This window comes from Streptomyces sp. HSW2009 (assembly GCF_040240285.1).
Taxonomy (GTDB): Bacteria; Actinomycetota; Actinomycetes; order Streptomycetales; family Streptomycetaceae; genus Streptomyces.
This window is the reverse complement of sequence record NZ_JBEHZD010000147.1, coordinates 1-14754: the sequence shown is the minus strand read 5'-3', so window position 1 is coordinate 14754 and position 14754 is coordinate 1. Positions and strand designations below refer to the sequence as shown.

At 72.3% G+C, this 14754-nt stretch carries 10 protein-coding genes and 2 pseudogenes; 5 read left to right on the top strand and 7 right to left on the bottom strand.

Annotated elements, in window-relative coordinates; all coding sequences use genetic code 11:
• Positions 1–481, top strand: a 481-nt coding sequence (locus AAHZ94_RS13900) for an NPCBM/NEW2 domain-containing protein (RefSeq protein WP_349993170.1), incomplete at its 5' end; no start/stop codon positions are given.
• Positions 482–780: 299 nt separating this feature from the next.
• Here the strand turns inward: AAHZ94_RS13900 and AAHZ94_RS13895 are convergent.
• On the bottom strand, positions 781–1155 hold the full coding sequence (locus AAHZ94_RS13895; RefSeq protein ID WP_349993169.1) for a MerR family transcriptional regulator: 375 nt from the start codon (positions 1153–1155) through the stop codon (positions 781–783).
• Positions 1156–1215: 60 nt separating this feature from the next.
• On the opposite strand from AAHZ94_RS13895, the gene AAHZ94_RS13890 reads away from it, so the two are divergent.
• A complete protein-coding gene (locus AAHZ94_RS13890) occupies positions 1216–2157 on the top strand; it encodes an aldo/keto reductase (RefSeq protein WP_349993168.1) in 942 nt (313 codons plus the stop codon).
• 176 nt (positions 2158–2333) lie between these two features.
• On the opposite strand, the gene AAHZ94_RS13885 is transcribed toward AAHZ94_RS13890, so the two are convergent.
• Positions 2334–7052, bottom strand: coding sequence for a BTAD domain-containing putative transcriptional regulator (locus AAHZ94_RS13885; protein WP_349993172.1), 4719 nt, complete (start codon positions 7050–7052; stop codon positions 2334–2336).
• 297 nt (positions 7053–7349) lie between these two features.
• On the opposite strand from AAHZ94_RS13885, the pseudogene AAHZ94_RS13880 reads away from it, so the two are divergent.
• Positions 7350–7532 (top strand): annotated as a pseudogene (locus AAHZ94_RS13880) (DUF4158 domain-containing protein); the annotation flags it as partial.
• 142 nt (positions 7533–7674) lie between these two features.
• Positions 7675–8255: pseudogene (locus tag AAHZ94_RS13875) on the top strand (Tn3 family transposase); the annotation flags it as partial.
• Between the two features lie 465 nt (positions 8256–8720).
• On the opposite strand, the gene AAHZ94_RS13870 reads toward AAHZ94_RS13875, so the two are convergent.
• The 4 genes from AAHZ94_RS13870 to AAHZ94_RS13855 all read right to left on the bottom strand — a co-directional run bounded on the left by AAHZ94_RS13870 (position 8721) and on the right by AAHZ94_RS13855 (position 11825).
• Positions 8721–9692: a quinone oxidoreductase family protein gene (locus AAHZ94_RS13870; RefSeq protein WP_349993167.1), complete on the bottom strand. Its 972-nt coding sequence runs from the start codon at positions 9690–9692 to the stop codon at positions 8721–8723.
• Between the two features lie 83 nt (positions 9693–9775).
• The gene (locus AAHZ94_RS13865; RefSeq protein WP_349993166.1) at positions 9776–10012 is read right to left on the bottom strand and encodes a nuclear transport factor 2 family protein; all 237 of its coding nucleotides are present in this window, start codon (positions 10010–10012) and stop codon (positions 9776–9778) included.
• 54 nt (positions 10013–10066) lie between these two features.
• Positions 10067–11305: an epoxide hydrolase family protein gene (locus AAHZ94_RS13860; protein WP_349993165.1), complete on the bottom strand. Its 1239-nt coding sequence runs from the start codon at positions 11303–11305 to the stop codon at positions 10067–10069.
• Between the two features lie 61 nt (positions 11306–11366).
• Positions 11367–11825 (bottom strand): nuclear transport factor 2 family protein, encoded by a 459-nt coding sequence (locus AAHZ94_RS13855; RefSeq protein WP_349993164.1) that lies wholly within the window; start codon positions 11823–11825, stop codon positions 11367–11369.
• Positions 11826–12261: 436 nt separating this feature from the next.
• On the opposite strand from AAHZ94_RS13855, the gene AAHZ94_RS13850 reads away from it, so the two are divergent.
• Positions 12262–12864, top strand: coding sequence for a TetR/AcrR family transcriptional regulator (locus AAHZ94_RS13850; protein ID WP_349993163.1), 603 nt, complete (start codon positions 12262–12264; stop codon positions 12862–12864).
• A gap of 486 nt (positions 12865–13350) precedes the next feature.
• Here AAHZ94_RS13850 and AAHZ94_RS13840 read toward each other — a convergent pair.
• Positions 13351–14754, bottom strand: a 1404-nt coding sequence (locus tag AAHZ94_RS13840) for an asparagine synthase-related protein (protein WP_349993162.1), incomplete at its 5' end; no start/stop codon positions are given.

The following is a 14754-nucleotide window of genomic DNA, read 5'->3' as shown; positions in this document are numbered from 1 at the left end:
CCCGAAGCCCACGCCCAAACCGCCGCTGCCGAAGCCGCCTCCGCCGCCGACCGTGTACCAGGTCAACCGGCTGGAGTACGGCGGCGTCGGCGACGGCACCAAGCCGGAGGTGCGGCTGCTCGGCAGCAGTCCGCTGTGGCAGCGCGACGGCCTGGCGATCGACGGCAAGCGCTACGCGCACGGCGCGACGATGCACGCGCCGTCGTCGGTGACCATCGATCTGAACCGCACCTGTGTGTCGTACGAGGCGTTCGTCGGGCTCGACGACCTCACGCAGGGGGTGGGCGCGGCACGGTTCGCGGTCTACGGCGACTCGGCGCGGCTGTGGCGCTCGGGCGTCGTACGCGCTGGTGAGCCGGCCGTACCGGTACGGGTCTCGCTGGCCGGGCAGACCTCGATCCGGCTGGTCGTCGAGCCGCAGTCGGTCTTCGGCTACGTCTCGCTCGGCGACTGGGCCGAGTCCCGCATCGGCTGCCGGTGAGGGGGCGGGGGGCGGCCGGGCCGCTGGGGGTGGCCTGGGCTGCTGAGGTTGTCGGGGCTGGCGGGGTGGCTGGGGCTGCTGCATGGCCGGGGCTGGCGGGGTGGCCAAGGTTGCTGGGGGAGGGCCGGGGTTGCTGGGAGGCCAGGGCTGCTCGGGCCCTAACCCGACCGCGTACCGAACCAACCCAGCCAACCCAGCCGGCCGACCCAACCAACCAACCAACCCAGCCGGCCGACCGACCGACCGACCCAGCCGACCGCCGGGTCAACCCACCCGAGGGGTGCCAGGCAGGCCCCGGCTCACTCCGACTCTCCACCCGTCGTGGCGACGAGATCCGCGAGGGAGGCGCGGGTGAGGGCGAGGCGGTCCAACTGTTGGTCCAGGTCGCGTAGTTGGTCGAGCAGGAGGGGGCCGAGGCAGGGTTCGATCTCTTCGTCGCTGCCGCAGACGCAGGTCAGGATCTCGCCGATGATGCGGGTGGAGAGGCCGGCGGCGAGGAGTTGGCGGATGCGGCGTACGACCCGTGGGGCGTCGGCGCCGTAGACGCGGTGTCCGCCGGGGGTGCGTTCCGATGTGAGCAGGCCCTGTTCCTCGTAGTAGCGCAGCAGGCGCACGTTCACGCCCGTACGCGTCGACAGTTCGCCGATCTTCATGGCACCGGTCACGGTCTCCATCGTGATCCCCCTCACAACCGCTTGAATCTCTCATCCATGTCAGGTCATAGCGTCCCCGGCATGACGAACACCGCGCAAGAGACGACGACCGAAGCTACAACCTCGCAGCTCAGCCGGGTGTTCCGGATAGGTGGTGAGCTGTCGGTGCGGCGGATCGGGTACGGGGCCATGCGGCTCACCGACTCTCCGGAAGCACCCGGAGGGATGGCGACACCCATCTGGACCGCGCCGACCGACCGGGACGAGGCCATTGCGCTGCTGCGGGCGGCCGTGGACCTCGGGGTGAACCTGATCGACACGGCGGACGCCTACGCGCTCGGCGCGAGCGAGGAACTGATCGCCGAGGCGCTGCACCCGCGCCGGGACGACCTGGTGGTGGCCACGAAGGTCGGTGTGGTGCGGCCGTCGACCACCGAGTGGGTGCCGCTCGGGCATCCCGCGTATCTGCGCCAGCAGGCCGAGCTGAGCCTGCGCCGGCTGCGGACCGACCGCATCGACCTGCTCTACCTGCACCGCATCGACCCGAACGTGCCGCTGGCCGAGCAGGTCGGCGCGCTCGCCCAGTTGCAGCAGGAGGGGAAGGTGCGGCACATCGGGCTGTCGGAGGTGACCGTGGCCGAGCTGTCCGAGGCCCGGCGGACCGCACCGATCGCGGCCGTGCAGAACGTGTACAACCTGGCGACCCGCGGTCATGAGGAGGTGGTGGCGCACACGGCGGCCGAGGGCATCGCGTTCGTACCGTACTTCCCGGTCGCGACCGGCAGCCACGCGCGCCAGGACGGGCCGCTCGCCGAGGTCGCGGCGGAACTCGGTGCCACGCCGGCGCAGACGGCTCTGGCCTGGCTGCTGCACCGCGCGCCCCATGTGCTGCCGATCCCGGGCACCAGGTCGGTCGCGCACCTCACGGAGAACGCCAGGGCGCTCGAACTCACCCTGGCCGATGGGCAGTTCGCTCGCATCGAGCGGGCCGCGGCGGGTGGCTCGGAGGCTGCGGGGCAGTGATCGCCGGCCCGGCCCACGGGCCTCGCGACCGCCCGGCTCCGGCTGCGACTCCGCGACGGCTCGGCCCCGACTCCGGCGGCCCGACTCCGACCGACCCGCGACGGCCCGGCCTGCGGCGGCGGCTCCGGCCCCGCGGCGGCCCGCCCTCCGGCCCGTGGCCGCCCGATGCCGACCGGTCAGACGTCCTCGCCGGTCGGGGCAGGTGGTTCCGGGAGCGCGCTCAGCACGTTCGGCGCGCCCGGCTCGGGGGGTAGAGCTTCGCCCGGCGCGGGAGACAGAAGCGGCTCGGGGGGCTCGGGAGGTGGAGGTGGTCCGGCCGGCGGAAGCGGTGGCGGAGGAGGCCCGGCCGACGGCCGCGGCGGAGGGGGCGGAGGCCCGGCCAGCGGCCCAACCGGCGGATCGGCCGGTGGATCGGCCAGTAGATCGGCCGGTGGATCGGCGAACTCGCCGACCAGCATGACGGCGGCGGCGACCGGGAGTTCCCGACCCTGCCGGCGCAGAGCGGCGAACTCCGCATCGCCCAGCGCGCGCCCGCCCGCGCGTGCGACCCGGTCCGCCAGTGCGCGGGCGAGCGGGGTACGGGGCAGGGCGCCGCGCCAGCCGTCGGTGAGCCCGAGCAGCCGGGCCGCGGCGACGTGCTCGCCGAGCACCGTGAGGAGGTACGCGCCGATCTCGGCCGTACGGGCGAGCAGGACCTCCGTGCAGTTGGTGGCGATGCCGTCGGACAGCGCGTCGCGCACCCGGCCGAGCCCGCCGCGTACATCCCCCGACGCAGCGCTGACCTGGGCTTCCACGCCGCCCAGAGCGAGGGCGAACTGGGGTGGCGGCGAGGTGTTGCGGGCCGCCTCGCGGGCCCGCTGGCAGTAGGTGCGGGCGCTGGCGACGTCGCCGTACTGCAAGGCGATGGAGGCGCGCAGCGAGTCGTTGAAGGCGCGCACCTGTTCGCCGCCGAACCGACTTGCCACCTCGTCCGACTGGTCGAGGAATTCGCCGGCTGCCACGGGGTCGCCGCAGGTGTGGGCGAGGTCGCCGAGCCGGGAGATGAGGAACGGGCGTTCGGTGTGCGCGCCGAGTTCGGCGGCCAGCCGCAGCGCCTCGCGGAAGTCGGCGCGGGCCGCGGCGTAGCGGCCGTCCATCGCCGCCATCTCGCCGCTCGCCTCGTGGGCCTGGGTCAGCATCCACCGGTCGCCCACCCGCCGGCTGATGGCGCGCAACTCCGCCCAGTCCTCGTTGATCCGCCGCATTCCGCCCGTGGTGTCGATGGCCATGTGGGTGCGGAACATCAACAGGACGCCGACCGCCCAGTCGTCACCGTACCGGCGCACGTTGGCGAGCGACCGGTCGAGCAGCGCGTTCCCGCCCATGTGCCCGTCGATGAGGTAGCCGGTGAACGGCCACAGCAGCCCGGGGAAGCGTGCGCTCCGCTTCCCCTCGTGGGCGTGGTACGCGTCTCGGATGGCGCGGGACACCTCCACCGTGGTCGGGTCCTGGAGGACGTCGGACGAGCGGTGTTCGGAGAGCAGGAAGTAGTGGAGGAGCTGGAGGTCGAGCCGGCGCCAGTAGCGGTCGGCCGCGGGGTCGCCGTCCGGCGGGGCCGCGGAATCGACGTTCGGCGGAGTCACGGAATCGCCGCCCGGCGGCGGGATCGCGGCCGGCTCGGGATGGTCGGGTACGGGGTCGCCGTCCGGCGGGGCCGCGGCCGGCTCGGGATGGCCGAGCGCGGGGCCGGGTGGGGCCGGCCGGTCCGTGGGAGGGTGCGGCCCGGCCGGTCGGGACGCGTCGACGTCCAGTACGCGGCCGACCCAGCCCGCGCCCTCGTCCCGGTAGTCACGGAGCCACCAGAACCAGCCGAGGTCGAAGACCAGGTCGGTGGCGGTCACCAGGTCGTCGATGCCGTTGTCGTGCCGGCCGGGCTGCGGGGGCGCTGCGTGGCCGGAACGCAGCGGGTGGGCGGGGGCGTGGGGGGTGGCCGCATCCGCCGTGCGGCGCTCGATCGGGGTGAGGCAGCGGTGCAGGGCCGTACGGAAGTTGTCGAGATCCACCTCAAGGCGGCGCAGCCAGGGCAGTTGGTCGGCGGACCGCAGCTTCGGTTCGGCCGCCCGGGCGAGGTCGCGGAAGTAGCGGGCGTGTCGGCGGCCGGTCGCGATGCGTTCGGCGCGGCCCCGCGGACCGGCCAGGGCCCGTTCGGTGAGCCGCTCGGTGACGTACTCGTGGATCGTCTCCAACATGCGGTACCGCGGCACGCCGCCGCTGTCGTCGGGCCCGGCCGGGGTGTGCGTGACGACCAGGAGGGACTTGTCCACCAGCGCCCCGAGCAGGTCGAGCACGTCCCCCGGGTCGATGGGGTCACGGCCGGGGTGCGGGATGTGCGCGGCGTGCGGGGTGTGCTGGATGTGCGGGGCGGTCGTCAATGGGTCGTACGGGCCGTCGGCGCAGACCGCCTCGGCCGCCGACAGGTCCCAGCTACCGGCGAACACGGAGGCCCGCAGCAGTACGGCGCGTTCCCGCTCGTCGAGCAGGTCCCAGGACCAGTCGACGACCGCGCGCAACGTCTGTTGGCGCGGCAGTACGGTGCGGCTTCCGCTGGTCAGCAGCCGGAACCGGTCGTCGAGCCGATCCGCGATCTGGAGCGGCGAGAGCATCCGCAGCCGGGCGGCGGCGAGTTCGATGGCCAGCGGCAGGCCGTCCAGGCGGCGACAGATCTCGGCCACGGCCGCCTCGGTCTCCGGGGCGCCGGCCGGGTCGAACCCGGGGCGCGCGGCGGCGGCGCGCTCCGCGAAGAGCCGGTGGGCCGGGGCGGGCGGCAGGGGTTCGACGGGCCGTACCGCCTCGCCCGGCACGCCGAGCGGTTCGCGGCTGGTGGCCAGCACCGTGACGCCGGGGCAGTGCGTGAGCAGCGTGTCGGCGAGTTCGGCCGCCGCCGCGATGACGTGCTCACAGTTGTCGAGCACCAACAACAGCCGGCGGTGGGCGCAGTGTTCGACCAGGCGGGCGGTGGGCGCTATGGAGTCGGAGCCGACCCGCGATTCCAGGCCACCACCGTGCAGGGTGGTGTCCCGTCGGCCCACGGCGCTGAGCACCGCACCGGCGACGTCGGCCGGGCTGTCGAGCGGTGCGAGTTCGGCGATCCAGACGCCGTCGGGGTAGTCGCCGGTGACGGTGGCGGCGGTCTCTTCGGAGAGCCGGGTCTTGCCGGAACCTCCCGGTCCGGTGAGCGTGACCAGACGCGCGCCGCTCAACTCCCGTCCCAGCGCGCGGATTTCGGCACTTCGACCGACGAAGCTGGTGAGCCGCGCCCGGAGGTTGCCCGGCGGCCCCTGCCAGCCCCGGGGGCCCGTACCTGCTGCCGGGGGCGGCGTGGCTGGGAGCTCTGCGGGCCGGGGCTCGGCGGCTAGGGGGGCTACGGGGAGGGGTTCGGCTGCCGTGGCGCCCGCTGCCTTGGCACCGGCTGCGGCTGCGGCCCCGACGGTCGCGCTCCCGGCGGACTGCCGCGCGCCGGCCGTCGCCGTTGCGGACGGGGTCGGGGTCGGGGTCGGGGACAGGGTTGGGGTTGGGGCCGGGGACAGAGTTGGAGTCGGATCGGAGACAGCAGCCGGGGCGGGGGCCGGATGCCCCGCGCGCCCCTCCCGCCGCAGATCGCTGACGGCCTCAACTGCCTTTATTCGTACGCTACTTGGCGGTCCACCCACAATGCCGTTCACCGGTCCGGTCGGCGTGCCGCCCGGTGTGCCGCCTGGCGGGTCAGTCGCAGCGCCGGGCGTGGGTCGGGCCAAGGGGCCGGCCGCCGGGCCGGCCGTGGGAACAGCCGTCGGAGCAACCTCCGGACCGGCCGCCGAACCCGCCGCCGGGTCGTCCTTCGCCGCTGCCGCCCGGTCGGTGTCGGGCCGAACCCCGCCCCGGGCGTTCGCGCCACCGTCGTCAGGCCCCGTACCCGCCGCGCCGATCACGCCGCCGCGCCCGCCGGCAACCACCGGCCCGCCACCAGCCCCCGGGCCCCCGGCGCCGACACCCGTACCCGTACCGACACTCGTCCCCGTACCGGCACCCGCCCCAGCACGCGCACCCGTATCCGTACCAGCACCCGCCCCATCACGCGCCCCCGCGCGCGTACCCACCCCCGGCCCCGGCCCCGTACCCACAACCCGCCCGCGCGGACGGTCGTCGTCGGGGGTGAGGAGGGTCGCGTGGAGTTGGCGTAGTTCGCTGCCGGGGTCGGTGCCGAGGTGTTCGGCGAGGGTGCGGCGGGCGTTCTCGTACGCGGTGAGGGCGTCGGCCGTGCGGTCGGCGGCGCGCAGGGCGCGGATGAGTTGGGCGTGGAAGGGCTCGTCCAGGGGGTGTTGGGCGATGAGTTCGCGCAGTTCGGGGATGGCGTCGATGCCGTGGCCCAGCGCGATGTCGGCCTCGATGCGCTGATGGAGCGCGGTGAGGCGGAGGGCGTCGGCGCGGGCCGTGGCCACCGCACGGCCTCGCAGGTCGGCGAGGGCAGGGCCGCGCCACAGGGCCAGCGCGTCGCGCAGCAGGGCGGCGGCGGTCGCGGGGTCGCCGGCGCCCCGCGCACGGCCGCCGGCCAGGGCCCGCTCCTCGAAGACGGCGAGGTCGATGTCGTGCGGTGCGGCCGTCAGCCGGTAGCCGCCGGGCGCGGACTGTACGGCCGGCTTGCCCAGGTTGCGCCGCAGCCGGCCGACCAGCGCTTGCAGGGCGGCGGGCGCGTCGGCCGGCGGGCGCTCGCCCCACACTTCGTCGATCAGTGCGTCGACCGGGGCGAGGGCGGTGGTCGGGCGGGTGGCGTGCGCGGCGAGCGAGGTCAGCAGCGCGCGCAGCCGCGGGCCACCGACGGGCAGCGGCTGCCCGTCGTGGTCGTACGCCTCGGTGACGCCCAGGATCAAATAACGCACCACACCATTCTCCTCGCTCCCCCACCGAGAACCGCCGGGGACGCTCCGCCGCTGCCCCGGTGCTCCCGCCGACTGCCCCGTCTCTCAGCTTCTCTGCTGCGTCCTCTCGCGTCCCCGCACGTTTCTTCGTGCGCCTCCTCGCGCGCGTGCGCGCACGGACGGGTCCGTACCCGGGTGTGAGTAGTTGCGGTACAGAAGCGGTACAGAAAGTGCCGCTGAGATTGATCTTTCTCGGCCACCACACCGTCCGGCGGTGCTGCTGGGGTTCGGCGATACCCGCCGGGCGGGGCGTCTCGGGTGGCTACGGTCCCGGCCGTGCCGGTGGAGTTTCTGACTGACGAGCAGGCCGAGGTGTACGGGACGTTCACCGCGATGCCCACGCGCCCGGAGCTGGAGCGGTTCTTCTTCCTCGACGATGACGACCGCGATCTGATCGCGCTGCGGCGTACGGACGCGCACCGGCTCGGGGTGGCCGTGTATGGAGCGTGTGGACGAGAATTCCGCGTTCGCGCTGGGGCGGGTGAACCTGTCGCGGGTGCCGGTGAATCGGCTGTCCGCGCTGGCCCGGTACGGGCAGTTGAGCAAGGCGCAGACGGTCGAGCGGGCTCCGGAGCCGCGGCGGACCGCGCTGTTGGCCCAACTCACCCGGGGGCTGGACGCGGCGCGGCGACAGATGGCCGACCGGCTGGAGGAGGCTGGCGACGACGCGAGGGTGGAGATCGTCGTCCCCGACAGGCGGACGCGCCCGCCTGTCGGTGGACAAGCTCGGCGCCGTGGGCGAACCCGGAGTCGCTGACCTGGCTGAAGGCCACCACGGAGGCGACGCTCCCCCGGATCGACCTGCCGGACCTGCTCTTCGAGGTCCACTCCTGGACTGGGTTCCTCGACGCTTTCGGCCACGTCTCCGAGCGGCGCACCCGGATGGAGGGCCTGCCCGCCTCCCTGGTCGCGCTGCTGGTCTCGCAGCGCTGCAACATCGGCCTGACCCCGGTCATCGACCCTACGATCAAGGCCCTGCCGCGCTCGCGGCTGTCCCACGTCGACCAGAACCATGTGCGTGCCGACACCATCGCCGCGGCGAACGCCACGCTCATCACCGCCCAGTCCCGCATCGGGCTGGCCCAGATGTGGGGCGGCGGGCTGCTCGCCTCCGTCGACGGCCTGCGCTTCGTGGTCCCCGTCAAGAGCATCAACACCGGCCCGAGGGCCACGACATCAAGGACGAGGACGGTCGCCCGCCTCTCCCCTCTCAAGGACCGGCACATCAACTTCCTGGGCCGCTACCTGTTCAACATCAAGGCCACCCGGCCCCGGCCAGAGCCTGCGCCCCTTCCGCGACCCGGACGCCGTCGAGGACGATGAGGACGAAGACTGACGGCGGTGCACTCGACAACCTGCACCAGTACCGGCACTTGGGGCTCACAGGCCTCGACGAGGGTGGGCCCGCCGCGGCAACGCCGGGCCCCGGTGTGGGATGCGCGGGCAGTCGATTTTCGGGTTGGGTGCAGTCGCCACCCTGCCGGTTCACAGCCGCCGATGTTGGCGTCAGTCCGCGTGCTGCTCGGCCGGGCGCAGTCCCGCGGTCCACTTCTCCTCGATGCGGCCGAGCTTCCCTACCGCCAGGGGGAAGATCTGAGCTGCGTCAGGCCGTCGTTCGGGGATTCCGGCTCAACGGCGCGGGTCGAGCAGCAGCTTGCCGGAGGTGCGGCGCGATTCGATGTCGGCGTGGGCCTGCTCGGCGGCGCCCAGGGGATAGCGCTCGCTGATGTCGATCTGTAGCTTGCCCTCGCGGATCTTGTCGAAGAGGTCTCCGGTGTGTTGGAGCAGCAGCTCCCGGTTGTGAATGTGGTCGGCGAACACCGCGTAGGTGAGTTTGATGCTCTTGGGCAGGTCGAACAGCCGCACCGTGGGGATGTCGCCGATCAGCGGGCCGTAGTAGACCAGGGTCCCGACCCGTCGCAGTACCTCGGCCGAGGACCAGAACGTGGCGGCGCCGCCGCCGTCAAAGACCGCGTGGACTCCCTCGCCGTCGGTCAGGTCCTTGACCCGATCCACGAAGTCACCGCCCGAGGAGACGAGGACCTCGTCCGCGCCCGCCGCCTTCGCGGCCTGGACCTTCTCCTCGCGGGAGACCAGGCCGATCACGCGCGCGCCGCGCAGCTTGAGCAGTTGGGTCACGATGCGCCCGACCCCGCCGGCGGCGGAGTGCACGAGCGCGGTCTCGCCCTCGGCCAGGGGCGCGGACTCGGTGACGAAGTGGTGTGCGGTGAGTCCCTGCATCATCGTCGCGGCGGCGATGTCGCTGGGGATGTCGTCCGGGACGGGGACGACTTGGGCGGCGGGGACCGCGATCCTCTCGGCGTAGCTGCCGTGGACGTAGGCCCAGGCCACCCGGTCGCCGACGGCGAAGCCGCTGACGCCCTCGCCGATGGCGGTGACCCGTCCGGCGCCCTCGACCCCGGGGACGAAGGGTGGGTTGCCAGGCACCGGGAATCCGGAGCGGGTGCCGGTGTCCATGAAGTTGATACCGGAGAAGTCGATGTCCACCACCAGTTCGCCCGGCCCTGGTGCGGGGTCGGGGCATTCCTTCAGCTGGAGCACTTCCGGTCCGCCCAGCTCTTCCACTACTACGGCGCGCATGGCGCACACCCTCTTTCTCTCGGTTCTGTCGGTACGCCTGCCGAACGGTCGGCACGCGGCAAAGGAATGGCGGAGCGGCCTGCTCAAGCCTGCAACAACGTGGACGCGTAGGCGGGGTTGGTGTAGTCGCGCCAAGCCGCGATCCTGCCGTCGCGGAGCTCGTAGATCGCCATGTTCATCACCGGGGCGAGCTTCCCGCCGGGCAGGGCGAGACCGTGGATCTGCTCGGCGATGACGATGTCACCGTTCACCGCCTGGTGCACGGTCTCGAACTTGAGCTGTGCGAAGTTGTCGGACGGCACCCGGTGAGGCAGCGGCACGGTGTCTGGCCTGCTGTTTCCGGGACTGGAGCAGGAGGTCTGTCGCCCGCGGGGTCAGCCACCGATCCTGCGGAAGGTCTCGACGAGGTCGGAGGTGAACGCCTCGGGGTTCTCGTAGTGGACGAAGTGGCCGCCCTTCCTGTGGGCATTGACGTTGACCACGTTGAAAGAACTGCGCGTGGGCCCGTTCTCGAAGAGGGCGATGCGCTCTTCGGTGGTGTTGATGGCGGGCGGATAGGCGTCACCGAGCAGGAAGGTGAAGCCGGCCGGCGGCTCGACGACGGGCCGACGGTCGTGGGAGGGCACCCACGGGTGACGCACCGCGTTGCGGTACATCCGGATCGAGGTGCCGATGGACTGCGTCACCCAGAAGACGGTGGCCTGCGTGAGGATGAAGTCGCGGGGGAAGGCCTCCTCGAAGTTGCCCCGCTTGTCGCTCCACTTCTTCCACCGCCGCAGCAGCCAGGCGAGCATCCCGATGGGGGAGTCGTTCAGACCGTGGGTGAGGGTCGAGCCGTCCAGCATGTGCACGGCGACGTGGGAGACGTACGTGTTGACGAAGTTCTCCAAGCCCTCCCGCAGCTCCGGCGCGGCGTCCTCGGGGATCTTGCTGCCGTCGGTCAGGTCCCAGAACCGCTCGTTGGCGAACTGGCCCGGAGGCATGTCGTGGCCGTAGTGCAGGCCGATGATGCTGTCGGCGTACTTGTGGCCGAGCGCACTCGTCACCAGAGCTCCGTAGTCGGAACCCGCCGCCCCGTACTTCTCGTAGCCCAGCACCTCGGTCATGAGCTTGTGCAGGATGTCGGCGATCTTCCAGTAGTTCAGATCGCCTCTGCCGACAGGGGTGGACCAGGCGAAGCCGGGCAGGTCCGGGATGATGACGTCGAACGAGACGGACGGGTCACCGCCATGGGCGGCGGGGTCCGTCAGCGGCCCGATGAGCCCGTAGCTGAACTCGCCGGGCCACGGCCATCCGGGGCTGATGATGAGCGGGATCGGGTTCGGGCCCCTGCCGCGCTCGTACACGAAGTGCACGGGTGCGCCGTCGATCTCGACCTTGTGCTGGTTGTAGGCGTTAAGCCGCTTCTCCTGCGCACGCCAGTCGAAGCCGCCCGCCCAGTACTCCACGAGCGGCTTCAGGTAGGCGGTGCTGATGCCGTAGTACTCCTCCTCGTTGTCCAGGTCGTCGAAGAAGCGGGTCTTCTGGAGGCGGTCCTTGAGGTCATCGAGGGCGTCCTGGGAGACGTCGATGTGGTGGGGCTCCAGCGCGACGGGCTTGTTGCTGTTGCTCATGGCGATGCTGCTCTCTGTTGGAATGAAAGGGAATGTGTTGCTGAAGGGGTCACGGAAGCTGTCAGGCGGTGAAGTCCAGACGGACTCGGGTCTGCTTGAGCTCGGCGATCTGCCAGGAACCATCGATCTTGACGAAACGTGCGTGGTAGTGGCCGAAGCCGTGCATGCCCCTGAAGGGAACGGTCTCGGACACCGCGGCACCCTCGGGACGGGTGACGATGTCCTCCATCGCGAACACGCCGTGGGCGGTGGTCTCCGAGTCGACGTCGATCTCATCGGAGAACAGGTGGTGGATCAGGGTGACGCCGGGGCCGCCGCTGGAGCCGATCGTCGCGGCGATCTCGTCCCGGCCGTTCATGTGCAGCCACACCGTTCCGTCCGGCTTGTGCGGGCTGAACGTACCGTCAGGTGTGAACAGGTTCGCCAGGTCGTCCCAGCGCTGGCGATCCGCATAGCGGACGTAGCGGGCCATCAGACGGCGGAGTTCCTCGGTGATACTGAGGCGCTCAACGGCTTCCATGGTCGACCTTCCTTCTTGACGTCATGCACGTGCGCCGCGGGCCGACGACCAAGCGGTCTGTGATGCGGCCACCACCGGGGTGTTCCGAGCCCCTGTGGACTGTTTGGTCCATTCATCATGCGCCCCCAAAAATGGACCGGCAAGTCCAAACATGAGAGACGCCGGCCACCGGACCCGACCGGCTGCGTCGCCCAGCAGCACTCGCGCCAAGCGGGCTGCCGACAGACGCGGCATGCGTGCCGGGCGGAGCCGCGGCAAGCCTCCGGACGGCGCAAGGTGGGCGGCGAGTCGGTACGGGATTCCAGGTGGCGGAAGCGGCAGGCGGGCCCGTTCGGCGGAGCAGCCGACGTGGCCGTCCAGCCCTGGAGGCGGTTCGGGATGCCGTTACAGGCCCAAAGATGGACCAAAAGGTCCAAAAGCGTGCGATGATGTGAAGATGAAGAAGGGGCTGACCGCGAAGGGCAGAGCGACTCGACAGCGCATCGTTGTTGCCGCGGCGCTTCTGATCCGGGAGAAGGGGATCGCCGACACGTCGCTCGACGACGTACGGGCGGTCACGGCGACCAGCAAGAGCCAGCTGTTCCACTACTTTCCCGAGGGCAGGTCCGACCTTCTGGCAGCCGTCACCGAGTACGAGGCCGCGCAGGTCCTGGAGGCGCAGCAGCCGTTTCTGGGCGATCTTTCGACGTGGGAGTCCTGGCAGGATTGGCAGCACGCGGTGCTCACCCACTACACGGAACTGGGGCAGCGCTGCCCCCTCGGCAGCCTCACCGCGGAGCTGGGCAAATCCTCCCCGCGGACGCGCGCAGTCGTCTCCTCTCTCTACGACAAGTGGGAGGCGGCGCTCGTGCGCGGCGTGGAGACGGTGACGTCCGCTGGGCGAGACGCGGCACTCGGTCGTGCGCGCAGCATCCTGACCGCCGTCCAGGGCGGGGTCGTGATGCTCCAGACGACCGGGCGCACGGACTATCTGGAAGCAGCGCTGACCGAGGCAATCAGCCCACTACGACCCGTGGGTACTCAGGCCGCGTCGGTGTGAGGGATTTCCCTGCGAGGTCTGCGGAGGCAGCCGACTCGCGGGCCTGCGACTCATAGGGACTCTTCCACCGCTCGATCACCTCGATCGCGAAGCTGCTGGGCGTTTCCCCGCGCACGCTCTACAACCACGTCCCGGACCTGCGCGAGCTGCGAGCCGACGCCGTCCCCCGTCAGCTCGAAGCGCCCGCGCGGTAGGCGGACCCGAGCGAGATCAACCTCAGCGGCACTTTCTGTATCTCAACTACTCACACCCCGTACCCGGGCAGGGACCGGTACGGACAGATACGTACGGGCACGTACTGGCCTGAACCCGAACCCGAACCCGAACCTGAACCCGAACCCGGGCGCCCGGGCCCGGCCACGTACACGGGAACACCCGCCTCCGCCACCGCAAGCACGGGCACGAGCAAGGGCACGGGCACACCCGAACCGCACGGCCCGTACGGACCGCGGCTCCCGCCGGCCGCCCCCTCGCAGCCGGCGCCCCTCACAAGCTGGGGCGGGGCACCACCCCGCCGGCCACCGCGCGTTGGCGGGGGGCCGCGGTGCCGGTCCAGCAGGTGCCGCGGCGGGCGAGCAGGCGGTGCAGCCAGATCTCGGTGGAGACGAGTTCGGCGAGGCCGTCCAGGGGGACGCGTTCGCCGTCGGCGGCGGCGCGCAGGGCCTTGCGGACGACCCGGGCCTCCACCAGGCCGGCGTCGGCGAGCAGCGGTGCGTCGAAGAGGGCCAGCAGGTCGTCGATGGCGTGCCGCAGGCCGGCGCGGGCGGCGACGGTGTGCATGGCGTGCGAGGGCGCGCCCCAGCCCGGCGGCAGATCGCGGATGCCCGCACCGGCCAGGACGGCGCGCAGCACCGAGGCGCGCGCTCCCGGCTGTACACGGAGCGCTTCGGGGAGCGCGCGGCAGGCGCGTACCACCTGGTTGTCCAGGAACGGTGCGTGCAGGCGCTGGCTGCGGATCTCCGCGGCCTGTTCGAAGACGCGGTGGTCGGCGGCGTGTCGGGCCAGGGCCGCGTCGGCGCGGCGCTCGCCGGGACGGCGCAGCAGGACGGGGCGGGCCGCGGCGGCTTCCAGCCGAACCGATACTTCCGCCAGCGCCTCGCCGGTCAGCCAGCGCGCCGCGGGCCCCGGCCGGCACCAGGCGAGGGCGGCGAGGGAGGCTCCGACGGCCCCGTCGATGCCGTCCGTGCCGTCGCCGCCGGGGCCGTCGGCCTCGACGAAGCGGGGTTCGAGCAGCCGGCTGGCGACGGCTTCGACGCCCTCCCGGTAGGGCGTGCGGGCCAGTCTGCGGGCGGCGCGGTAGACGGTGAAGGGGACGAAGAAGGAGTGCGCCGATGGGCCGTCGGCGCGGGCCAGGGCGGTGGCGGGGCGCAGCAGGTGCCGCCGGCGGCGGTCGAGCAGCAGGTCGGCCAGGCGGGCGGGGTGGGCGTCGAGCACCTGCCGGGCGCCGTGGCCGACGAGGTGGTCGGCGCTGCCGGCGGCGAGTCTGCGGCGGTGGCGTTCGGCGCTGATGAGCGCGGGTCCCGGTTCGTCGGTGAGCGGGCCGCGGTCGAGCGCGGCGAACGGCAGTGCCTCGGGGCCGGCCGCGACCACGACGTGGTGCAGCCGTGGGTTGGCGGCGATGGTGCGGGCGCGTTCGAGTTCGGCCTCGCGGACGCGGCCGGCGACGGTCGCCCGGTCGTTGAAGGTGACGGCGAGGAGTCGTTCGCCGGCCTCGGCCGCGTGGCCGATGGGGGTGCCGGGCACCCCCCGCAGGCCCGCCGCGACGGGGGCCAGGGGGCCGGATGCTGTGTCTTTTACACATATCCGAGCCCACCAGACGGACTCCGATCGGGGTTTGCGGGGTGTGGGTGTAAAAAAAAATGGGGGGGGGGGGGGGGGGGGGGGGGGGGG